Below are 20,898 nucleotides of genomic sequence, written 5' to 3' on the forward strand. Positions count from 1 at the left end.
TTCCTTTACTTGATAGATTCCGCCCTTTGGGGAATATCATACAGGCAGTTACGCCTTGATCCGTTTATTGCCTGTGATGCTGCTAATATAATCGTCAATATCCTGCACGATACAATGATCCCCCATTGTGTGCAGTGATTCAAAATATTTTGTGATATACCCATAGATGCCATACTCTTCAAAAGTCTTTGCTACATCTGCACCGGAAAGCCCTTTGAAATGACGGTACCGCTCCATGCAATAAATCAAAAAATTGGATTCTTTGCTCATTGCTCACGCCTCCTCCGGGTAATCATAGGAGCCTGTCAGAAGTTCATCTTGATACATGGTATACAGCGTCATCGGGCTGTAGTGCCACAATTTCGATTTTTCATCCGAAAGTTCCTGATAGAGCTTGGACTGATAAAAGCGAGAAATCGCTTTCTCATCATCCACATTGCTGTTTTTTGTAATCTGTTCGATGATGGGCGGCACAATGATTGCAAGCATTGCGCTGAACTGATCTTCGTTCATACAAGCTCCCTCCCTTCAAAATGCAAGTATTGCAGAGACTTCTCAGTTGCAAACACCAGCTGGTTGAACAATTTCCGAATCTTGAGTGCCGCCAGTGTCTGTTCCTTATCCAACACTCCGGTCATATACAGGGTAATGGTGCGGTACACATCATCATTTGCCACAGCACCATAAATCAGGTCATGCTGCTTTCCCTGATAGGTTCCCTGACGGTTCTCAGCTACAAAATCCAACCATGCTTCATCTGGGCTATCAAAGCGCAGCAAGCTGCACTCCTTGAAAGCCACTGCTTCTTCTACGGAATAAATATTCAGCGTAGCGGCTCCTGTTTTGCGGCGATCTGTGACCTTCTGAGCGAAGTTCATTGCCTGATCGCGGTTGGTGGTGGTATAAAATCCAAAACCGAAGTCCAGATAGCGATTTTGCCGGATAAGTTTCGGCTGTTCTACGATAACATTGCTTCCGTGGTACAAAATCATTGCAAACGCCTCCTGTTCCTCTTATTTCTTTTCTTTCACCATCTCGGCTGTCGCCTCGATGTCGGCACTCGTCAAGGTGCGACTCATGCAAGCACGGTCACACTTTTCCTCGTTGCTTCGCCATGATGTTTTTGCTGTCTGCCAGCACCTCATAGAACTTGCCGTCCTGCGCAGTCTGGAGCTTACGGTAGTTGACCTTTACGCCGTCATCGAGGTCAAGCTCGATACGGGAAAGTGCCAGATGGCTGATCTTCTCATCATATTCCCGGCATTCTTTCAGCTGCTTGGCAAGTTTATCCTTACGCTTGGAGGCTGCTGCAACCTCACGGGCATTCTCGCTGTGATCCATCATATCCTGCATCCGATTGATCTCGGACTCATACACACGTTGCATCTTGTGCAGGTAGTCGATACGCAGGTTACCGATGGTGTCCGGCGTATAACGGTGCAGGTAAACCAGTGCCTTAAAGCCATTCTGCTTGCCGCTGTCAAACAGCCAGTAGATCGGACGCTTGCCGGAACCGGTAACAGAATAAGTCTGGCAGTGATCCTTGAAGAAATCGTTCAGGAAGTAGTTGCGGATGATCTCCCGGCTGGTGCTGCCCTTATTGCCGAGGGCTTTTGCGATGTAATCAAGGTTTTCTTCCAGCGTATCAGCACCATAAACCACTTTCAGCCATGCACACAGGCGCGATACGATATCATCGTCCAGATATTCTTCATCGGTGATAGGGATAACGTTGTCGGCGTCTGGTTCATACGAAAGCCAAGTTGCAGTTTCCCAGTCATCTGTATCATGGAACTTCGGATAATGATACTCTGCCAAGGAAATTCCTGCATATCCACCTTCGATTGGGTCGCCATTTTCATCTAATGCAGCCTGTCCCTTGTACCTCCAATATACTGCATCAAAATTGCCGCCTGCAAACACAAGGCCCGGTCTATCCAGCGAGTAGCGGCCAAACATACAGCCCACGGCATAGCTGAGCAGGCTCTTGATATCCCGCTGCAAGTCCGCCTTGCGCACGGTCACATCCTTATCTTCCACTTCCGGGGTCAGCTCGTCCTGCAAGCCGTAAATATCGATAAAAATACGGTTCAACTCTTCTTCGTTGGCTTTCAGCTGGTTAAAACGGTCATCGCATTCCGCCTGCCACTGGGTAAAGGCTTCGGAAATCGTGGAAACGTTGCGGAGTAATGGATGCTTCTTAAAATCCCAAGAGGTTTCAAAAGAGTCCCAGTCATCTTTTGAAAGTTGAACATTCTCTTCAGCAGTACATTCAATTTGACCTTTTTGGCTTTCATCAATAATTACAGGAATAGCCGCAACATTTTCAATATTAAATGTCAACGTCGGATTCAAAATATTCAGAATATATGTTGTAAATTTTGAGGCCAATAATGCCGCAATATACAGCATTATATTGCTATCACAAAACATCGATGCACCACGACCATCAAAAGCAAATCCCTTTGGTGATACTCTCATTCCAAATGCGGACGTGCTAACATCAGACCAATTTATAGATGGCTTAAAGAAGAAGCCAGTACTCGAAGACCGATATCCCGATAGTTTTTCCATAACTTGGCGTGATTTCTTATCATACGCAATTACATAATCATTGTTGCCGTACCATAGCCTAAAAGATCCGCCCTTTTTATAGGGAGCATATTTACATTTTGATAAATCGAATTCATCTAAGCTACCCGCATCAAAACAAACTTTATCTTCACTAATTTCAAACCATACTTTAAGGCACAAATCGTTATTTCCTGTTGACATTCCATGACGCGGCTCTGCATAATTGCGCACACACTTTTCTGAAAAGACACGAAACACATTCTGACCAATCCAGTATGCAATCGGTGCTCCCGGTATTTTTGCAAAGTCATCTTGATTTGCAGTATAGCGATTTTCCCCTGCAAGGAACATATCTTCTTTTCCCTGCTGAGAAGTAGGCTCAATCAAGCGACAATAAGTACCTTTATAACCATTCACATGGTTTGCACAGCGTACAAACGATGTAGTCTGCACCACCTCGCCGCCAATTTCCTCAAAAGCCCTTGCCCCAAGATGTGCCATGTTGACTGTTTCGATCAGCATCATCTTTTCGCGCAACTTTTCAAAACTGGAAAGGAACATCCAGCTATGTTGCGTAATCATTGCCTGAAACCCGTTGTTTACAGTCATCTGACGGCAACGCTCAATAAAAACAGCATAAAGATCAGCCTTACTATCTGGATAATTCTTCTTGACAAAGTTGTTGACATTTGCGCTCAGATTGCTGGTTCCGGCATAGGGTGGATTCGTACAGGTAACCCAATACTTCCGTGCCATGCTCTCGCCGATATCAATGAGCCGGTTCAGCTGTTCAGCGGTATCTTCCACACCCATGCTGTCCATGCTGATCTGACCTGCGGTGTCTTCCGCTGCCACAAACCGACGCAGCAAATCCCAGTTGTAGCTCTCCACATTCAGGATAGAGCCGTACTCCTTGGCATCGGTCAGGGTGTCCAGCAAACCTTCCAGCTGCATCTTGGCGGCGTTTTTCTCAATATTGTCCATCCCTGCACCGAAATATTTCATGTGCGCACGGTTGATGCTGTTGCTTTCCTGAATGGCATAGACATGGCAGGTGTTTTCACCGTTTAAGATACGGCGGTTGTACTGCCGTGCTTTCATCATCACGGCGAAGTACGCCAGCTGATAGGCACGGTCGTCAATGTCCAGACCGTAGATGTTGTGTTCCAGAATGCTCTTTGCGGCATCGCGCTGGCTGTAGCCGGCACTCTCGTAAATCTGCATCAGCACATCAAAAGCATATACCAGGATATGACCGGAACCCATGCAGGGGTCGATGAGCTTTATATCCTCCGGGTTCAGGGCAGCGTACTCTTTACGAATTTCCGCCAGTTTTGCCTGCACCTCCGGCTCCTGCTGTGCCTCTTCCAGATAGTATTTCCAGTTTTCTTTCAGGCCGCATTCCGGGTGTCCTTCCACCCACAGACGGCCAAGGCTGTTTTCCACCATGTAACGGACGATCCAATCCGGGGTGAACAGCTGGGTCACGGCAGGGATTTCCTCTTTGGTGATCTTACCGTTCTTTGCAAAGGCAGCCGCTTTCGGTTCAGTGTTGTAATACTGGTACAGCCAGCCGATGATCTCCACCTGACCGCCGCGCTCGATGTTGAAGTCATCCTCCGGGATATCGTGAATCAGGTGATAGACTACACCATCCTGGTCAATAACGGACAAACTGAGCAGCAGCTCGGTGTAGTTCTTTGTCTTTTCAAACAGCGCAGGCAAAATCTCGTTCAGGGCGTTGCACTGTTTCAGGAACAGGATGCGGAACACTTCGTCCAGCTTATTGTCCTGCTTCAGCTGGAAAATCTGAGCTTCTTCCTCCGCAGTGAAGGGAAGCTCTGCGTCAAACGGTGTCGTGACCAGATCTGGCTCCAACTTTCCACTCTCGGAAGAAAGCACTCGAATATGGGAAGGCAGATAGTCGTTGACCTCCATGAAACGGATCGCAATCAGGCGGTTGAACCATGTATAGGCAACCTCCTCGATCACATACTGATATGCGGTTTTGTAGTCGGTATCCTTTTCCTTCTGCTGGATGACCTCTATCAACTTGTCACGCTGCCGCACGGCCTCGCCGGAAATCGAATACGGTTCTGCGGTGCCGATATCGAAGAACTGAGTGCCGCCGAAGCTCTGCGGCAGCGGCTTGGCAATGCCGTCCTCCGTAATACCGATCAGGCGGGCATCATAGCTGACATCTGCAATCAGCTTATTCCGCGCCCAGATCGCAAAATTTTTTATGGCTGTCTTGTTCATGGAGCCAATCCTCCTGTCATTTATAGTTCAATGTTGACGATTGTATCTTCGTCCATCTCTTTCAGCAGGTTTTCGCGCAATGCAGCAAGGTATTTATCAACATCCTCCTTGCTCTCCAGCCGCCACGATGCAGTCTTGGCAACCGTCTTGATGGAAACATTCTTCGTGGTGCGCACCTTATATACCGGCTGCGGTTCTGCCACCTTTTCTGCCGGTTTCACGGTCTCGCCGCGCTTTTCCGCCTCTTCTTCCTGACGCTTGCGCTCTGCCTCGGCCTTTGCCGCTGCCTCCTTCGCAAGGCGAATGTCCTCTGCGTTCATCTCGTTGAGCAGGCGCAGCTTCAGTGCCTCCGCCTTATCTGCATAGCTGCGCAGAGTGGAAACATTGTTGCAGTGCTCCGCACCGTCCATGATCTCCTTAAAGAGTTCCAGATAACGGTTGAACTTCGCATCCTTATAGGGCTTGGTGTTCAGCACTTCAAAGACACGGTTCCGATCCTGATTGATGGAATCCTTGACCGGCTCTGCCTGCTCTTCCAGAATGCGCATATAGCAGTTCATAAACTTCTCGCGCAGCTCCGGCAGCTTCGGAATCTCCTTGTAGGGCTTCGGCATCCGGACAATGGTGCGCATCTTGGCCACCACGTCCTCCAGTTCTGCATCCACGATGTAGGTCTTACTGTCCTCGTAGATATTCAGCATATCCAGCGCACGAGTGAAGATGGTCAGCTGTTCACTGCCAAAGAAATCACGGATAGGCTCATAGTCCTCGCCAAAATCCATCAGATCGTCCTGCTCGTCAAATACGGTCTTAAAGAATTCCAGCGGTGCCTGAATCTGCACCAGTGCGGAAAGCCGCTTCTTGCCCTTTTCCAGAAGTTCTTTTCCGGGATAGGTGTAATTCTCATATTTCGGTTCCAGCCGCTCAATCTCGGTGATTCGATTCTCGCAGTAATGCTGGAAGTTCTTCATGATGGTATCTTCGTCATCGGCAGGCGGTGCCACCTTGAACAGCTCTTTCATTACGGTGCGGACGGCCTTTTTCTGGTTTTCCGGTACCCGCACGCGCACTTCCGTCAGCAGCTTATCCACGAACTGCTTCTTCGTGATATAGCCGATGATTTCTTCTTCGGAACGGTTGTTCAAATTGACGCTCTCACCATTGACCGTAAAGGACAGATCTCCACGCTTAAAGAGACGTGCCACCAGCCAATGGATGTCATCTTCCACAAAGCCATAGGGTGCTTTCATAAAGCGATCCTTGATGGTTTTCATAGAAGTTTTCATGTGCATCCGGGAATTGCCCGCCACGAATTGCAGCACATCATCCAATGCGTGAACATTGGATTCTCCGGTATCTCCCAGTGCCAGCGACAGCTGATTGCTGGTCTTGAACATCTTCCGGATGTCTGCTTCGCCCATCGCTGCGTCGATGTAGGACAGCTTGTGGTAAACCGTCTGCACCAATCTTCCGATTGCCTCGTTGATGCGGCTGGTCACTTCCTTGCCGGAAGTGTGCAACACATCGCCATTGACATAGATGGTAGCATCTTTCAGAGCTTCCGTCAGATAAAGCTTGGCGTTACCGTTGCGTTCCCGCATCTCCACGCGCTTTGCTTCCTTAATGGTCTCATACTTGGCAAGCTGCACAGAGGTATTCTTGCGCAGGAACCGCTCTATTTTCAAGTATGCCCGCATTTCCGTCAGGAACGCATCATCATTCGGCAGAACCACAAGGACTTCCTTGCCCTGGCCAGAGAGCAGGCGCAGCGTACCATCATCGGTGCCGCCTTCATACCACGGGGTCAGCACACGGAGGCCGATATCGTAATTCTGGTTTGCCTTATAGGGGCGGTCATCCACTGTCTGATTGAAAGAGAACGCATACCGTCCGCCAAAGCTGGGGTACTGATACTTCTTGCTGGAGAAAATGTCCTCATAGATCATCTCCGCAATCTTCGTGATGACCTCCGGCATCTCCACATTTTCTTTTTCGATTTCGTTGTTAATTTCCTGTTCCTCATCGGTCAGGAATACATAGATGGAGCCATTCTTCTGGATCAGCATCTGGCGCATCAGCACTTTCAGTGCATCCTCCACCTGTGCCTTCAAAGAAATACGATCATCGTCAATGCTGGTAATCATCAGGCTGACGATGTTGTCTACATTGGCTTCAATCTCCAGAACATATTTAATCAGGAAAAGGGTCTTCAACACATTGATCGCAAAGACATCTTTTTCCTTCTTTTCCGGGTTGATATAGCTGTTGTCATAGGCGCGGATGATCACGCTGCTGTGGCTGTGGTCGAGAAAATTCTCCAATGCATCATAGAACCGATAGAACGGCACGATTGCCCCCATCTCATCGTCCATCAGCTGCATGGCAGACTCTTTGAACAGAGCCAGCATGGAACGTTCACCTTCGGACAGGTGCTTACCGGATGCACCGTGGGTACGGATGCTGGTCAGCACACTGGCAAGCAAATTAAACTGGTATGGAACAAAAGGATAAACCTCTGCAAAATCTTCTGCGTTGGCGTACAGTTTTTTCTCCACGCCGTCGTTGAAGACAATCAGATTTTTGATGATGGTTGCTTTCTGGTCATAAAGCAGACGCAGGCTCTGTGCTGCGGTCTCTGTCTTATCCAGAATACGCTTTTTGATAACAGCGTCCACATTGGCAGAGGACAAAGAAAGACGTGTATCGAAACGTCCCTGAATCTTGGAGAAGTCGTTACCCTTCACCTTGGTAATGGAGTCGATATCCTGCTGGCTCGTTACGATTACCCAAGCCTTGCCCATGCATTCCTTGCCCAGTTCTTCCGTCACTGTCTGAAGGTTCAGCATCAGCTTAGAATCATCACCAATGTACTGGCCGATCTCATCCACAAGGAAGACAACATGATGGTTGTTCCCTTTTTTATCAATATAGGACTTTACACGCTTGGCGAAATCCTCAATGCTGATCTGGTAGCTCTCGGTTGCTTTCTCGCACCAGTTACGGGCAGCTGATTCGCTCATGAAATCCATGTCAGAAAGAACATCGACAACGGAATCCTGAATGAAATCGAAGTCCTGACGAGAGCTTTCCCACGGATCGCCATACTCTTCTTCAAACTTTTCCTTAAACTCTTCAAAACGTCCTTCCTCGGAAAGCCTGCGCTCCAGGTCAGCAAGGTGCGGCATGGAACCGCAGAAGCCCTGCATCTCATTGAAAACCTTCAGGAATACGTTCACAATGGCATCTTTATTTTCTTTGCCATTAGAATCGCTTTTGGAATCAATATTGAAAAGAATTACGTCCGATGGGGTGTTTGCTGCCAGCTGCATATCTGCCAGCACCATCTGATTGGTAATCTTCTGATCCTCGATAAAGTAGTCGATGGCATGTTTGTCTCCGACCTGTTTATTCTGAAGCAGATAGGACAGGATTTTCAGGAAATGAGATTTACCACTTCCAAAGAAGCCGGAAATCCAGACACCCATTTTCGGTGTGGTTTCCTGAATACCTTTTTTATATGCTGCAAAGAAATCCGCAAAATGACGCTGAAGCTCACGGGTCACAACGTACTCTTCCAGCTCCTGCGCTACATTTGTTTCTTCACCCTGACCGACAATGATAACGCCCTGTATCTCACGGTCAATTTTCTTTCGGAACATGTCCTTGATCTGCATAACAGTTTCCTCCATCCATTACTTTACCAGTCGGAATGCCCGGTAATAGTTATCGTCTTTAATCTCATTGAACAGGATCAGCTCCTGCTCATTATAGGTTCCCGGAAAGAACATCACGACCGGGCAGCGCACAAATGCCTGATGCAAGTTGTTAAGCACCTTGTGGGAGCGCAAAATCGGATAGCACTTGCCGATACCGGTTAAGAACACGACTGCATTCTCCGGCGTATGTTCTTTGATATATTGCACGATCAGGCTGTCATCGTCATTCACCTTCATGGAGTTGGTCACTGCCTTGACGATACGCTCGATTCCTCGCTTTTTTTCAAAGTCATAGCACTTTTCCATAAAGTTTTTCTTTTCCAAAAAGTCAATGATGATATCATACAGGTCAAAAACCACAAGCTCAAAATCATCATCGCCCCGGTCATTCTTATTTTTCAGATACTCTACACGCTCCCGAACTTCCAGTTCCTTTTCCGGTGGATAATCAAACACCCAATAGTTGACCTCATTTGCGCGGCCTGTTCCTTTTCGGAAAGATGGCTTATGGATTGCAAGCTCCATCTCGTCCAGTCTTTGGCTTAAATCCATTTCATCTTACCCCCGTCAGTGTTTTTACCATGATGCCAAGATCATGGTCATAAAGCCAATGCTCAAATGCAATATCAAGAATTGGCTTCAGTATTTTTCTTGTGCTGTTTGCCCGGTTGCTTTCTAAAAGCCCCGCTTCATAAAGCTGCGTTTTATAGCAGGAACCGAGGCGGCGCAGCGTATAGTCTTGAAGAGAAGCCACTTTCTCACTCTGTTCCTGTTTATTTTTGAAAAATATCCGGATATCCGCATCCGTCAGCTCATCGGAACCAAGAATCATTTTTTCCCGCACTACTTCATACACAAAATCAAAGAACAGCGTGTCATGCAAAAGAGCCGCAGTCAGCACAAATAGTTTTTGTGTAGCAAGATCACTGCTCAAAAAGATTGGATAAAAGCTTTCATCTAATGTCTTGATACGGGCTGTTACGGTAGAATAAATCTGCTGCGCTCGTAGTTTTGTCGGTGCACCATAGATGTTTGTCTCTTCATTCAACTTTTTAATATCTGCAAAGCTCTTACCCTCGCTCAAAAGCTGCACGGTTTTCCGAAATTCCATGAACCAGAACGAAAATTTCACTGCTCCGGCACTATACGGTTTTCTTTCCATCTTCGTTCTCTCCATTTCCGGATTTTGTTTTAATGTATTTGCCGCTTTTGATTCTGGCATCCTTCGGCTTTTCGGCGTTAATAGGAATGACCCACTGATGGCCTAAACGCTCGGCACCATCAATTCGCCCTTCCGTGCATAATGTCTGTACTCTCCTTGTGCAGATGCCCCATTTTTCAGAAGCCTGCTTAATCGTCATGAAATCCATACGGAACCTCTTTTTCGATGTCTAAAGTCACTCGCAGCAAGTTAAAATTTCTCATTTTTATATTCTACTCCAAGAAACGAACAAAATCAATCGAAAGTTCTTCCAAATTTTGAACGATTTTTTTAGAACCCACTCTTCTGCAAGCAGGGCTTTCGTGACACGAAAGCGATTTTCTGCTTGTTGGGGAAACTCCCCAATCCCCATAGAACGCTGCCTGCGGCATCGGGCTGCGCATCCGTTCCGGATGCTTCAACGGCAGTTCCTGCCAAAGAAAACGCCGGAGTGAATCATCACCCCGGCTTCAAAAAACACTTACTTGTGCTTGCGGCCTCCACGCTTTTTGTAGTCCTCGTCTATACGCTTTTTCCAGTCTGCACTCAGCGGGGCACTGCACCGGACAGAGCTGATCGCTTCGCTGACCACCTCATAATTCAACGCGGTTCCTTCACTGTCGCACTGATAGTTGACTGCACGATCTGCGCCGATTCCGAACTGACTTGCGGTCTCAACTGCGTCAATATTGGCACCGAGGAACAAAAACTCCCAACCGTATTTCGCTTTCTGCCACTCAATCATCTGCTTCACTTTTTCGCTGTTGTACCGGCGGCTGGCATTTTCCATTCCGTCCGTAGTGATTACGAACATGGTATGCTCCGGGACATCTTCCGGTCGTGCGTACTTATGAACATTTCCAATGTGATGAATCGCACCGCCGATGGCATCTAAAAGTGCCGTGCATCCGCGAACCGTGTAATCCCGGTCAGTCATCGATCGGATGTCCTTTACGTTTACACGGTCGTACAGGACTTCGCTCACATTGTCAAACAGTACCGTTGAGATCAGTGCTTCGCCCTCTGCTTTTTTCTGTTGCTCAATCATGGAATTGAATCCGCCGATGGTATCCCGTTCCAGTCCGCTCATGGAACCGCTGCGGTCTAAAATAAAAACGATCTCTATTAAATTCTTTCTCATATGCTTGTCCTCCCAAAATCTCGCCCTTGCGGGCTCGCTGTCGCGGTATTCGCCAAGGTTTCGAGCAAGCTCGAACTTTGGGCTCATTACACGCGCATATGGCTGCTCGGTTTCGTACCTTACAGCCATAGTATAGCGATTTTCTTTTGTGGAGTGGTCGCATGGAAAGCGACATTTCTTTGTCCTTATGCTCCGATCAGGCTCTGGTCAAAAGCAAACAGTGCCTCGTTGATTTCATATACATTATAGTTTCCCCGTTCGACAAAATATTCTACAATGATATCGAATTTGTTCGAATGGGAAAGGGTAAAACCTGCCTTGCCGAGCATCTCCTGCATCTGGGCAAACGGCAGTTCCAAAGCCAGGGCAAATGCCAGCACCGTAGGTTTGGATGGCTTATAGAATTTATCCGAGCGGATTTTGGAAAAGAGCTTCCGATCGATGTTTGCTTTCTTGTAACATTGGGCATCCGTCATGCCGCTTTCACCAATCTTCCGCAGCAGCATTTCCGAAAAGCTCTCATCTATCTGCCCCAGTGCCTCTTCCAGAGATTGACTGCTGTAAGATTTACCGATTGCTTCGGGCGACAGCGGGGCAGGTGCAGCTTCAAAGCAGGATTCCTCTGCCAACGCTTCGAGCCGCCGTCTCTGTTCTGCCCGGCTGTCAGTATGTTCATCCACATACCGGTCATCTATGTACGCCGTGATATCGGCAAATAGTTTTCCACTGATCTGATATGCCTTCCGGTCAAAGACAACGATGTAGACCATCATCTCATTTTCCAGCAGAAATGCGCTGATGGTATCGACTGCAACCTTCAGCGCCTGATCTTTCGGATAGCCGTAAATGCCGGAGGAAATCAGCGGAAAGGCCACCGACTGACAACCATTTTCTTTCGCCAGGTTCAAAGATGTCCGATAACAGGATTCCAGAAGCTCCTGTTCCCGATGCCTGCCATCCCGCCAACGCGGGCCGACTGCATGGATCACATATTTGCAAGGCAGGCGGTATCCCCTTGTGATTTTTGCACTGCCAGTCTCGCAGCCGTGCAGTGTGCTGCATTCTGCAAGCAGTTCCGGTCCGGCGGCACGATGAATGCAGCCGTCCACACCGCCGCCTCCCAGAAGGGAAGTATTGGCTGCATTGACGATTGCGTCAACGTTCATTTTTGTAATATCATTTCTGACAATCTGTAAGGGCATTCCTCTTCCTCTCCTTCTGTCATATCAATGCCGGTGTCTGTGCCAGAATGGAAACAATGGCTATCACCGCCAGAACAGCGATGAGCACAACGACAGCGATGATTATTTTCCGTTTCATCAGTATCACCTCTTTATTTCAGCTGCATTCCATCTCCAAAGGCTTTCCCTGCCACTTCGCCAAGACCGATATAAGTATTGTTGACCGGATCGTAGGTAATCGGTTTCAGTTTCTTCGGATCGATCTTCCCATCCGTAAGAATCCTTTCATCTGCATTCACATTGACAATTTCACCGATCAGAATGCCATTATCAAAGCTCTTGCATTTGCATTCCAGCGCCATTGGAAGTTCGTCGATCAGAGGTGCATTGACCTTCTCACTTTTCGTTGCATGAAAACCAGCCCTGGTAAATTTATCCGGCACCTTTCCTGCAGATTCTATGCCAACATAGTCGCACGGGATAACGGTATCTTCTGTTGCCATACTGACCGTGAATGCACCGGTCTTTGCAATGTTTTCCGTTGTCTTATGCTCCGACATACTGATGGAAATCTCATTCCTGTCCGTGATCATTCCCCATGCGGCGTTCATGGCATTCGGAACACCATTTTCATCATATGTACCGATGATCAATACCGGCATCGGATACATGACCGGCTTTACACCAAAATCTACTCTACTCATTTACTTGTCCTCCTTTAATCGACTTTCTCATTGGCAAGACGGACATGCGCAATCCGCCTTCTTACTCTTCTTCATTATATCTCTTCCGAGCACATAATAACAGATGCAAGGTGTATTTTTATATCCGATTTGATAAATTTAACGGAAATCCGCTGATTTACTGCGTAAATCGCTGCTGTCTACGCACTCCGCTTCGGTCGTTGCAAAACGAACATCCCTTCTTCTTTTCAGTACTCCGCAAGCCATCTGGTAACCTTATGAAGATAATCCTTTCCTGCATTCTGCTTTTTCCGATAAAGATTCTGGAAATTCCAGAATCACTGGATAAATAATGATCATTCAGGGAAATCTGTTCTGGTTCTTCCATCTCATAGATAACGATAAGGTTACATGTTCCATTTTCCGGCGAATTTTATGCGTTCTATGCAGGGCTGTGGTGGGATTGAAAAAAAGCGGATTTGTGTATAATGTTTTTGTAGAATTAATGCATTTTGGGAAACTGAAAAAAGTTCTCAAACCCATTACCAATACGGCTCTGACCAACGCCCTGAAGGAGCTGGAAGCGGATGAATTGGTTCAGCGTATCCAATATAATGAAATGCCTCTGCGAGTGGAGTACTCCCTCACTGAGAAAGGGCAGGATCTGCTTCCGGTTTTTTACGCCATTTCCCAATGGGGAATGAAATATATACCATGATTCTAACTATATTAATATCTGCAAGATAATAGCCGGGAGGCATTGACAATTTGAGTCAACTTCCCGGCGTTTTATTTTCTACATTTTCTACTGCTGCGAAGGATTCAGGAAGCAACCTGATTCATGAGAGTTGATAACTCCCACCGCCTGCAAATAGGCATAGATGATTATGGTCCCCACAAACTTCATGCCCCGCTTTTTCAAATCTTTTGAGATGGCATCAGATAATGGTGAGCTGACCTTGTCTACTTCTTGGATGATTTTTTCATCTGTCCAATGCCATAAGTATCGATCAAAACTGCCCCACTCTTGCTGTATCTTTTGAAACACTTGTGCGTTGACCACTGCAGCTCGTATTTTCAGCCGGTTACGGATGATTCCGGAGTCAGCTTGCAGAGCCGTCAATTTTTCTTCGCTATAAGATGCCACCTTCCGTAAATCAAACCCGTCAAAAGCACGGCGAAACGCTTCCCGTTTATTTAAGACACATTCCCAGGTGAGGCCTGCCTGAAAATTCTCCAAAATCAACATTTCAAACAGCATATGGTCATCGTGGACCGGTCTGCCCCATTCGTCGTCATGGTATCGCAGATAAGTGGTATTAGTCGGGTTCACCCAATGGCATCGAATCTTTCCATCTACCCATTGCATTCCTTACTCCACCTCCAAGAGAAAAATAACAGGCCGGATCCCGTCTGGACATGCAAACACACCAATCGTATCATCATTGAGCCAAGTGCCAGACGGCTGAACTGGTTCCCCCAAGGATAACTGACGCTCCATGGGAGCAATCACCTGCCAAGCAACGCCACACATCCCATCCGGTGGATTGATGCCATCGCTGTACAGCACTTGACCTTTCTGATGAAAAGGACACTTCCCCAAATTAGGAATTGCATACTGTTCTGCCAGTTCCTAATAATATTCCATCCGCAGCACGGTGATTTTAACCTTTTTATGCATTTGTATAGTCATTTTGAACCTGCTCCGAAATCGTCATGCCTCGCACGCCTCCCGGAGAGCAGGCAGCAGCTCGTCCAGCCGCCCGTCCAGTCCGAAGGACTTCTTTTTGATATTGTCCGCAATGTAGATCTCCCCCAGATTGATGGTCACATAAGTGGCGTTTGGCTCGTCGGCCACCAGGCGCATCATCGGAGCCTTGATCAGCTGATTGCGCCAGCCAATGCCCAACTCCAGAACCACCAGTTTCTTTCCGTGGTAGATCTTCAGAAAGTTTTGGAACCGTGCCTGGGCAGCGGTATCCGGAATCATTCTCTGACCCGCACCCATGTGGATGTCCATGGGACCTCCGCACTTGGGACAGCGCGGCACCAACTCTATAGGCACATGGCCGCCCTGTTCGGCAGCCGATAATTTTTCGGCCACCTCCAGACTAGGATAGAGGGTGTCGTGGCAGGGGCGGGCACACTGCATCGTAAACCAGTTGCCCTCAATCTCATAGATTTTCGTCGGATCGAAACCACACAGTTCAAAGTGACCTTCTCCGTTTGATGTGACGACAAAGTAATCTTTTTCTCCTACAATGGCCTTTAAATCGTTCATCACCGGCGTAGGCTGGTACTGCCCGCAGTAATGATGGATGAGCCGGGCCCAGAAGGCCCATTTTTCCTCCTCGCTGGGCCATCCGGCCATCATGCCCTGCAAAATGCACCCAAGGCCGTACTTCCGTTTAAAATCCCCAAACAGTCTTTCAAAGGCCGCATTGTCCGCAAACAAATGCAGTCCTTCGGTGATGGACAGGCCGTTACTGGCCCCGATCAGGATAGCGTCCGCTTCTCTGAATTTTTCCGCAATAGGGTTCCAATCAATCATATTCGTTCGCTCCTTTTCTATTTTATGGTTGCTGCGATGGATCGCTCCTGCCGGAGGGCAGCTAGAGTTTCCGCCAAATCTCCTTGCAGATACAGGCTGCGTCCCCGCAGATGCTCTGGCCTATGAGCTGCCTCTCGATTAAGACATGCATAAAAGACGTTTTCGTTTTTGGCAGTAAGTTCCCAGAAGGGTAATTTGATGATACTGGGTGTCATCTCACCCACGCCAAGTTCCAACAGCAAGAATTGTTTCCAACCCTCATTGACCGTTATCTCCGCTGTCCATGGTATCCCGTGCATCCCGTAGCACTTGAGCAATGTCGGCCACAATGGTCATGCCCTTGTCCTCCAACTGCTTGGGCAGGAAGTCATACTTGTTGTTGATAGCAATATATCGAGCATGAGGAAAGCTGAGGGTCAGGTTCCAGAAAGGCTCTTGGATAAACATGGGAGTCATTCGGCCAACGCCCAACTCCAGGAACAGAATTTTGCTGTCTTTGTGTTCCAGTACGTAGCGAGAAATTTTTTCGTACTGTTCTTCATATTTCTTTCCTTGCAGGAAATTCCCATATCCTCGCACCCAGGGGAATGCCTCACCGCCGCAGTGAGGACACCGGGGAATGAGATCCGTGGGAATCTTCGTGCCATCCCCCATAGCGGCTACCATATCAGCCACCGGCTTTACCGCATCCCAAGTGTCATCGGTACAACAGGCTGCACACTGGAAGAAGCGGTGATCTCCCTGGATCTCTGCCACCTTCTCCTCCTGGTAGAGTTTGACAAACTGGGTATCCTGGTTAGTGGTGAGGATGAAGAAGTCCTTGCCTTTCAACAAAGCGTCTAAATCCAAATAGGAATGACGCACAGGTGCGGTCTGGGTGGTGTGAAGGAAGGTGGCGAGATACCCCCAATACTCTTCCCTTGTCTTCCAGGGGTGCATCATCCCTGCAAAAGCACCTTTGAAGTGGTACTTCTCAGCAAAAGGCCGGAAGTATTTGCGGTAGGAGTCGTTGTCCTCGTAGTAAAAATCTCCACCACCGGCAGCGGACAGGCCGGAGGCTCCGCCCACTACCACACAGTCAGCTTCCTTTACCTCCTGTACCAAACGATGGATCTGTTCGCTATACGGCAGCGGCTTTTTGTCAGTCAGCTGATAAGGCGTACTGCCGGAAGCATAGATAGGATAGTGCCTGGAATAATTCATCTGGGTCTGCATGACCAAATCATCATAGAAGTTCATTTTCACCATTCCTTTTGATTGGATGTTATTTTTATTCTTACTTCAAAGTATTTTAGCATCCTCTAGTGTCACTGTCAATATGCTGTTATAATAAAAATAACATTAAAAAAAGGAGATCAGGCCATGAAATATTCTACCCGCCTTAGCGACGCTGTTCATATTTTGTCTTTTATCGCTCTGTACCCAGACTGCGACCTGACCAGTAACAAGCTGGCAGATAGCATTCAGACGAATCCTGCCTATGTGCGCCAGCTCATGTCCGCCCTGCGGAAGGGAGGACTGCTGGTCAGCGTGAAGGGACATCTCCGACCTGCTCTGGCTCGTGAGCCGGAGAAAATCTCTCTACTGGATGCCTATCGGGCAGTAGAGGGCAACAAGCTCCTGCTCCATCAGGACATCCACACCAATCCTGCCTGTGGCGTGGGTGTAAATATCCAACTGGTGCTGCGGGGTTTTTACTTGGACAGTAAAGCGGACATTCGCAATCCGCTTCGCTACTTGCTCATGAACGCAGTCGCTTCGCGATCTGTCAGTGGGAGCTTTCAACTCCCACTGACATAAGCATCCCCCCTCACCCACCGCTTAGTGCTCCGCGCACTTGAAGCGGGGGAATGCTTATCTGCGTTCATATAATCAGCATAAACGTAAAGCTCATGCTGTTAATCTTTCGATCTTGATTTGGCTGTGAACTCTGAGATAACAACTTTGATGACCTCTACTGTCGATGCCATCTCTTCATTGATATTGAATTCACGACCCGTCTGATTTTTCATAAAGAGCGAAAGGCCTCGTATTTTCTCCTGCACATCCTCTGTTAATTCTGCACGGCCACGCCCAATCACAGATGCAAATGATGCTCCGTATTTGCAAGCTACATCTCCGCCGGATATAAGCTCAACATCACTTTCTACCTCAATGCACACATTTGGATTACTTCTGATCAGATCCAGCTTATGCCCTTCTTTTGCGCAGTGCATGTAGAAAATCAAGATACCCTCCGTATATTCGTATCCGTAGTGAAGTGGAACGATGTAGGGATAATCAGCATCAAACAAAGCAAGATGCAGGACTTTCGCTTTTTCAATAATCTGCAGAATTTCAATAATATTTGTTACTTCTCGATCTTTTCTTCTCATAGATAAATACCTAAAGAATCGTACACGATTCCTCCTTTTTTTAATTTCAAAATTACACAATCTTGAAGTTGTCACTCTGTCAGTCGATTCTCCTCGCCCCAGACACAGAGCTGATCCAGCACAGTCATCAGCGTTTTTCCTCGTTCCGAAAGCGTATATTCCACCTTCGGCGGGATCTGCGGATACTCGGTGCGGGCGATCAGTTTATCCGCTTCCAGCTCCTTGAGATTCGTGCTGAGAGTTTTGTCGGAAATGGTTTTCAGATACCGTTTCAACTCATTGAATCTCACCGTCTCAAACTCCATCAGGCAGTAAAGAATGACCATCTTGTGCTTGCCGGAGATCAGCGACAACGTGTAGGCAAAGCCGGTATCTTCGAAATTGGCGTTCTCAATATAGTTCTGTATCATTCACTTTCTCCTAAGATAGTACCTGTCATAATTATCAGTACTTGAATTTATAATTTGCGTGGATATAATTATAAGCAGGATGAACAGTCCTGTCAATATGATCACAAGGAGGAGTTATCATGAGAACAAAACTGAAAATTACCGAAGGCATTTTTCCCATGCCGGTTCTGATGGTTGCAACTTACAACGAGGACGGCAGCATCAATGTCATGAACGCCGCATGGGGCACCATGCAGGAGCGGGACTCCGTTGTTCTGAACCTCACCGAGACACACAAGACCGTACAGAACATCAAGGCACGGGGAGCATTCACCGTCAGCATTGCCGATGCTGCCCACATAGTGGAAGCAGACTATTTCGGCATAGAGTCCGGCAATAAAGTTGCCGATAAATTTGCCCGCAGCGGTCTGACAGCCAGCAAAGCAGAAACAGTAGATGCCCCTGTCATCAACGAGTTCCCGATCTGCCTGGAGTGCAGGTTCATCGAGTATCAGAACAATGAATACGGATGCGGCGTCATTGGCAAGGTGGTCAATATCACTGCCGATGAGAGCGTTATGGTGGATGGAAAAATTGATATGTCTAAGGTCAACGCCATCGCATTTGACCCCTACACTCACGGCTATTATAAAGTCACCGAGCGTGTGGGCGAAGCATTCCGAGATGGCTTAAAGCTGAAAAAGTAAGGTGTTTCTTTTTTCTGCATAATAGCCTTATGAATATTTTACAAAGAATCTTTACTGACTACTATGAAGAAATTAAATGTACACTCTATCTCAGATCTTCTGAGACGGAAAACATTGATAAGATGATCAACTGTGGTGATCCATCTTTTGGCGGTGCCATGTATGGATGTCCGCACTGCGGCAAGCTTAAATTTGTTCCATTCCGTTGTCACAGTCGTTTCTGCCCTACCTGCGGAAACAAATATTCTATGGAACGTACTACTTCCATGTCCTTTAAGCTGATTAATGTCAAACACCGCCATTGTGTCTTTACGATTGATGAAAATCTTCGTGATTTTTTCCTGGAAAACCGTACTCTGCTCAACTGCCTTTTCCACGCTGTTACCAGTGTCATTTCACATATGTTCGTAAAGCGGACATTCGCAATCCGCTTCGCGATCTGTCAGTGGGAGCTTTCAACTCCCACTGACAGAAGCATCCCCCCTCACCCGCCGCTTAATGCTCCGCGCACTTGAAGTGGGGGAATGCTTATCCGCGTTCAAAAGAAAAACGCCATGTATTTCGCAGTTTCAACAGATGGCGGACTGCTATCCTTTCTTCTTTTGAATATGATCCACTGAACTGTCCGGATTGTAAACATGAAATGCTCTTTCCGGAACTTTACTATTAAAGAGAAAAAGCCGGGATGCTCCCCACCCCGGCTTCAAAAAAAATATTTCATTGACTCTTCTGCTGTTTATCGTGATAATCGGCAAGAATTTTATCCAGCGTAATGGATTTCATGCTGGCAATCACATCTTTTTTCAACTCTTCGTAGGTATCATCCAGCACTGACTGAATCTTCCTGCCCACAGGACAAAATGGTGATGGTGACGAATGAATACCGATCATTTTGTCAATGGCATCCGGTTCCACCGCCGTACAAATCCGATAAAGCGTTATATCTTCTGGTTCTGCTGCAAGAGTCGCACCGCCAGTACCAGACTTCACATCCAGAACACCGCCTTTTTTCAGCGCACTGAGAATACCCCTGATTGTCACCGGATTGCAGCCGGTAGAAAGTGACAGCAGTTCACTCGTCACTTTATTCTCTGTTCCATATTCATGGATAAAGATCAAACAGTGAATAGCAATCGAACATTTGTTACTGACATGCATAATCTTTGCCCTCCCACTTTTATTTTAACATAGCACTCCCCTGCTGTAAATATTGACACGACACCTCACGACTGCTATACTGATGTTAATGTTGTAGTTCTATTTCTTACATCAAAGGAGTGTTTATAATGAAGTACTATCAGATTCTTTTCAGTCCCACTGGCGGAACCGAAAAAGTCGCCGTTGCTATCACCCAGAACTGGCCGGAAGTCCAGACGATTGATCTTTCATCTACCTCCACAGATTTTGCATCATTCTTCATTGAATCCGATTCACTGGTGCTTGTCGCCATGCCATCTTTTGGTGGAGTAGCCCCACAGCTGGCACTTGATCGCTTTGCTCAGATCAATGGAAATCGTGCGAAGTGCGTTCTTGTGGCAGTATACGGGAATCGCGCCTATGAGAGTACGCTTGTTCAAATGGAGGATACTGCGAATGCCGCTGGTTTTCAGGTGATTGCCGCCATTTCTGCCGTTGCAGAACATTCAATTATTCACGAATATGCCGCAGGCCGTCCCAATACAGAAGACTGCAAACAGCTCTCTGTATTCGGCACCAAAATTTTTGAAAAAGTGCTATCCGGCTCCCTGGCTGTTCCAGCCATTCCTGGTAAGCGTCCTTACAAAAAATCCAGCGGCGGATTTGTTCCCTCTGCTGATTCCCCTTGCACAAATTGCGGTTTGTGTGCGGAGAAGTGTCCTGCTCAGGCGATTTCCAAGGGCAATGGTAAGATCACCGATAAATCCAAGTGCATTTCCTGTATGAGATGTGTCTCAATCTGCCCTGTTCATGCACGCAGCGTTAACAAGGTGATGGTTTCTGTTGCGGCATTAGCTATCAAGAAAGCCTGTTCCGTCCAGAAATCAAATGAACTCTTTCTATAAGAGGCCAAAACTTTTTAACGCTTGAGTTAAGTAAAGCGGACATTCGCAATCCGCTTCGCTACTTGCTCATGAACGCCTC

General features: G+C 47.3%; 22 protein-coding genes and 1 pseudogene. 5 read left to right on the forward strand and 18 right to left on the reverse strand.

Translation table 11 applies throughout. From position 1 onward, the window contains the following. Positions 1-48: 48 nt before the first annotated feature. The 11 genes from DXA57_RS05490 to DXA57_RS05545 form a co-directional block, all read right to left on the reverse strand. Complete coding sequence (locus tag DXA57_RS05490) at positions 49-270, reverse strand: DUF3791 domain-containing protein (protein WP_013274273.1); 222 nt, start codon at positions 268-270, stop codon at positions 49-51. A gap of 3 nt (positions 271-273) precedes the next feature. Beyond that, positions 274-513 (reverse strand): hypothetical protein, encoded by a 240-nt coding sequence (locus DXA57_RS05495; RefSeq protein WP_005539002.1) that lies wholly within the window; start codon positions 511-513, stop codon positions 274-276. After that, positions 510-992 carry a DUF3990 domain-containing protein gene (locus DXA57_RS05500; RefSeq protein WP_117765409.1) on the reverse strand — a complete coding sequence of 161 codons (483 nt, stop codon included), beginning with the start codon at positions 990-992 and terminating at the stop codon, positions 510-512. Before DXA57_RS05500 ends, DXA57_RS05495 begins: the two co-directional genes overlap by 4 nt. Positions 993-1,089: 97 nt before the next feature. Continuing rightward, a complete protein-coding gene (gene pglX, locus DXA57_RS05505) occupies positions 1,090-4,833 on the reverse strand; it encodes a BREX-1 system adenine-specific DNA-methyltransferase PglX (RefSeq protein ID WP_117765411.1) in 3,744 nt (1,247 codons plus the stop codon). 20 nt (positions 4,834-4,853) lie between these two features. Then, the gene (gene brxC / locus DXA57_RS05510; protein WP_117765413.1) at positions 4,854-8,507 is read right to left on the reverse strand and encodes a BREX system P-loop protein BrxC; all 3,654 of its coding nucleotides are present in this window, start codon (positions 8,505-8,507) and stop codon (positions 4,854-4,856) included. Between the two features lie 18 nt (positions 8,508-8,525). After that, complete coding sequence (locus DXA57_RS05515; protein ID WP_005929853.1) at positions 8,526-9,101, reverse strand: DUF1788 domain-containing protein; 576 nt, start codon at positions 9,099-9,101, stop codon at positions 8,526-8,528. Between the two features lies 1 nt (position 9,102). Beyond that, positions 9,103-9,711, reverse strand: coding sequence for a DUF1819 family protein (locus DXA57_RS05520; protein ID WP_007882141.1), 609 nt, complete (start codon positions 9,709-9,711; stop codon positions 9,103-9,105). Continuing rightward, positions 9,692-9,919, reverse strand: coding sequence for a helix-turn-helix domain-containing protein (locus tag DXA57_RS05525; protein ID WP_005929859.1), 228 nt, complete (start codon positions 9,917-9,919; stop codon positions 9,692-9,694). The genes DXA57_RS05520 and DXA57_RS05525 overlap by 20 nt, the downstream gene beginning before the upstream one ends. Before the next feature lie 312 nt (positions 9,920-10,231). Continuing rightward, positions 10,232-10,891 (reverse strand): vWA domain-containing protein, encoded by a 660-nt coding sequence (locus tag DXA57_RS05535; RefSeq protein WP_117765417.1) that lies wholly within the window; start codon positions 10,889-10,891, stop codon positions 10,232-10,234. 185 nt (positions 10,892-11,076) lie between these two features. Further along, on the reverse strand, positions 11,077-12,093 hold the full coding sequence (locus DXA57_RS05540; RefSeq protein ID WP_117765419.1) for an O-acetyl-ADP-ribose deacetylase: 1,017 nt from the start codon (positions 12,091-12,093) through the stop codon (positions 11,077-11,079). Positions 12,094-12,224: 131 nt separating this feature from the next. Further along, positions 12,225-12,776: a flavin reductase family protein gene (locus DXA57_RS05545; protein WP_117765422.1), complete on the reverse strand. Its 552-nt coding sequence runs from the start codon at positions 12,774-12,776 to the stop codon at positions 12,225-12,227. A 436-nt stretch (positions 12,777-13,212) separates the two neighbouring features. Here DXA57_RS05545 and DXA57_RS05555 point away from each other — a divergent pair, with 436 nt between their 5' ends. Then, on the forward strand, positions 13,213-13,473 hold the full coding sequence (locus tag DXA57_RS05555) for a winged helix-turn-helix transcriptional regulator (RefSeq protein ID WP_243005714.1): 261 nt from the start codon (positions 13,213-13,215) through the stop codon (positions 13,471-13,473). A gap of 87 nt (positions 13,474-13,560) precedes the next feature. Here DXA57_RS05555 and DXA57_RS05560 read toward each other — a convergent pair whose 3' ends face one another. The 4 genes from DXA57_RS05560 to DXA57_RS05580 all read right to left on the reverse strand — a co-directional run bounded on the left by DXA57_RS05560 (position 13,561) and on the right by DXA57_RS05580 (position 16,545). Further along, the gene (locus DXA57_RS05560; protein ID WP_117765424.1) at positions 13,561-14,124 is read right to left on the reverse strand and encodes a DNA-3-methyladenine glycosylase I; all 564 of its coding nucleotides are present in this window, start codon (positions 14,122-14,124) and stop codon (positions 13,561-13,563) included. A 3-nt stretch (positions 14,125-14,127) separates the two neighbouring features. Then, positions 14,128-14,358, reverse strand: coding sequence for a TIGR04076 family protein (locus DXA57_RS17905; protein ID WP_442857668.1), 231 nt, complete (start codon positions 14,356-14,358; stop codon positions 14,128-14,130). A 111-nt stretch (positions 14,359-14,469) separates the two neighbouring features. Further along, the gene (locus tag DXA57_RS05570; protein ID WP_117765428.1) at positions 14,470-15,306 is read right to left on the reverse strand and encodes an NAD-dependent protein deacetylase, SIR2 family; all 837 of its coding nucleotides are present in this window, start codon (positions 15,304-15,306) and stop codon (positions 14,470-14,472) included. Between the two features lie 258 nt (positions 15,307-15,564). Then, a complete protein-coding gene (locus DXA57_RS05580) occupies positions 15,565-16,545 on the reverse strand; it encodes an NAD-dependent protein deacetylase (RefSeq protein ID WP_199612680.1) in 981 nt (326 codons plus the stop codon). Between the two features lie 123 nt (positions 16,546-16,668). Between DXA57_RS05580 and DXA57_RS05585 the strand changes: the two genes are divergently transcribed. Then, positions 16,669-17,106, forward strand: a complete 438-nt coding sequence (locus tag DXA57_RS05585) for an Rrf2 family transcriptional regulator (protein WP_243005715.1) — start codon at positions 16,669-16,671, stop codon at positions 17,104-17,106. Between the two features lie 98 nt (positions 17,107-17,204). Here the strand turns inward: DXA57_RS05585 and DXA57_RS05590 are convergent, their stop codons facing one another. Then, positions 17,205-17,681 (reverse strand): pyridoxamine 5'-phosphate oxidase family protein, encoded by a 477-nt coding sequence (locus tag DXA57_RS05590; RefSeq protein WP_117765432.1) that lies wholly within the window; start codon positions 17,679-17,681, stop codon positions 17,205-17,207. Between the two features lie 71 nt (positions 17,682-17,752). Further along, a complete protein-coding gene (locus DXA57_RS05595) occupies positions 17,753-18,091 on the reverse strand; it encodes a winged helix-turn-helix transcriptional regulator (RefSeq protein ID WP_117765434.1) in 339 nt (112 codons plus the stop codon). 119 nt (positions 18,092-18,210) lie between these two features. On the opposite strand from DXA57_RS05595, the gene DXA57_RS05600 reads away from it, so the two are divergent. Both DXA57_RS05600 and DXA57_RS17795 read left to right on the forward strand, forming a co-directional pair. Continuing rightward, entirely contained in the window at positions 18,211-18,777 is a 567-nt protein-coding gene (locus DXA57_RS05600) for a flavin reductase family protein (RefSeq protein ID WP_117765436.1), read from the forward strand. A gap of 29 nt (positions 18,778-18,806) precedes the next feature. Next, positions 18,807-19,190: pseudogene (locus tag DXA57_RS17795) on the forward strand (transposase zinc-binding domain-containing protein); the annotation flags it as partial. Between the two features lie 304 nt (positions 19,191-19,494). Here DXA57_RS17795 and DXA57_RS05615 read toward each other — a convergent pair. Then, the gene (locus DXA57_RS05615; RefSeq protein WP_117765439.1) at positions 19,495-19,935 is read right to left on the reverse strand and encodes an RrF2 family transcriptional regulator; all 441 of its coding nucleotides are present in this window, start codon (positions 19,933-19,935) and stop codon (positions 19,495-19,497) included. A 128-nt stretch (positions 19,936-20,063) separates the two neighbouring features. On the opposite strand from DXA57_RS05615, the gene DXA57_RS05620 reads away from it, so the two are divergent. Beyond that, on the forward strand, positions 20,064-20,819 hold the full coding sequence (locus DXA57_RS05620; protein ID WP_117765441.1) for a 4Fe-4S binding protein: 756 nt from the start codon (positions 20,064-20,066) through the stop codon (positions 20,817-20,819). The last annotated feature ends 79 nt before the right edge of the window (positions 20,820-20,898 follow it).

The sequence above is a fragment of the Blautia sp. OF03-15BH genome, assembly GCF_003463065.1.
In the GTDB taxonomy this organism is placed as follows: domain Bacteria; phylum Bacillota; class Clostridia; order Lachnospirales; family Lachnospiraceae; genus Limivivens.

Excerpts from the sequence above, each read along its gene's own strand:
- DXA57_RS05545 (WP_117765422.1), bottom strand. The coding sequence starts at position 12,776 with ATGAGTAGAGTAGATTTTGGTGTAAAGCCGGTCATGTATCCGATGCCG.
- DXA57_RS05515 (WP_005929853.1), bottom strand. The coding sequence starts at position 9,101 with ATGGATTTAAGCCAAAGACTGGACGAGATGGAGCTTGCAATCCATAAG.
- DXA57_RS05585 (WP_243005715.1), top strand. The coding sequence starts at position 16,669 with ATGAAATATTCTACCCGCCTTAGCGACGCTGTTCATATTTTGTCTTTT.
- DXA57_RS05560 (WP_117765424.1), bottom strand. The coding sequence starts at position 14,124 with ATGCAATGGGTAGATGGAAAGATTCGATGCCATTGGGTGAACCCGACT.
- DXA57_RS05590 (WP_117765432.1), bottom strand. The coding sequence starts at position 17,681 with ATGAGAAGAAAAGATCGAGAAGTAACAAATATTATTGAAATTCTGCAG.
- DXA57_RS05495 (WP_005539002.1), bottom strand. The coding sequence starts at position 513 with ATGAACGAAGATCAGTTCAGCGCAATGCTTGCAATCATTGTGCCGCCC.
- DXA57_RS05595 (WP_117765434.1), bottom strand. The coding sequence starts at position 18,091 with ATGATACAGAACTATATTGAGAACGCCAATTTCGAAGATACCGGCTTT.
- DXA57_RS05520 (WP_007882141.1), bottom strand. The coding sequence starts at position 9,711 with ATGGAAAGAAAACCGTATAGTGCCGGAGCAGTGAAATTTTCGTTCTGG.
- DXA57_RS05540 (WP_117765419.1), bottom strand. The coding sequence starts at position 12,093 with ATGCCCTTACAGATTGTCAGAAATGATATTACAAAAATGAACGTTGAC.
- DXA57_RS05525 (WP_005929859.1), bottom strand. The coding sequence starts at position 9,919 with ATGGATTTCATGACGATTAAGCAGGCTTCTGAAAAATGGGGCATCTGC.
- DXA57_RS05535 (WP_117765417.1), bottom strand. The coding sequence starts at position 10,891 with ATGAGAAAGAATTTAATAGAGATCGTTTTTATTTTAGACCGCAGCGGT.
- DXA57_RS05615 (WP_117765439.1), bottom strand. The coding sequence starts at position 19,935 with ATGCATGTCAGTAACAAATGTTCGATTGCTATTCACTGTTTGATCTTT.
- DXA57_RS05490 (WP_013274273.1), bottom strand. The coding sequence starts at position 270 with ATGAGCAAAGAATCCAATTTTTTGATTTATTGCATGGAGCGGTACCGT.
- DXA57_RS05600 (WP_117765436.1), top strand. The coding sequence starts at position 18,211 with ATGAGAACAAAACTGAAAATTACCGAAGGCATTTTTCCCATGCCGGTT.
- pglX (WP_117765411.1), bottom strand. The coding sequence starts at position 4,833 with ATGAACAAGACAGCCATAAAAAATTTTGCGATCTGGGCGCGGAATAAG.
- DXA57_RS05570 (WP_117765428.1), bottom strand. The coding sequence starts at position 15,306 with ATGATTGATTGGAACCCTATTGCGGAAAAATTCAGAGAAGCGGACGCT.
- DXA57_RS05620 (WP_117765441.1), top strand. The coding sequence starts at position 20,064 with ATGAAGTACTATCAGATTCTTTTCAGTCCCACTGGCGGAACCGAAAAA.
- DXA57_RS05580 (WP_199612680.1), bottom strand. The coding sequence starts at position 16,545 with ATGAACTTCTATGATGATTTGGTCATGCAGACCCAGATGAATTATTCC.
- brxC (WP_117765413.1), bottom strand. The coding sequence starts at position 8,507 with ATGCAGATCAAGGACATGTTCCGAAAGAAAATTGACCGTGAGATACAG.
- DXA57_RS05500 (WP_117765409.1), bottom strand. The coding sequence starts at position 992 with ATGATTTTGTACCACGGAAGCAATGTTATCGTAGAACAGCCGAAACTT.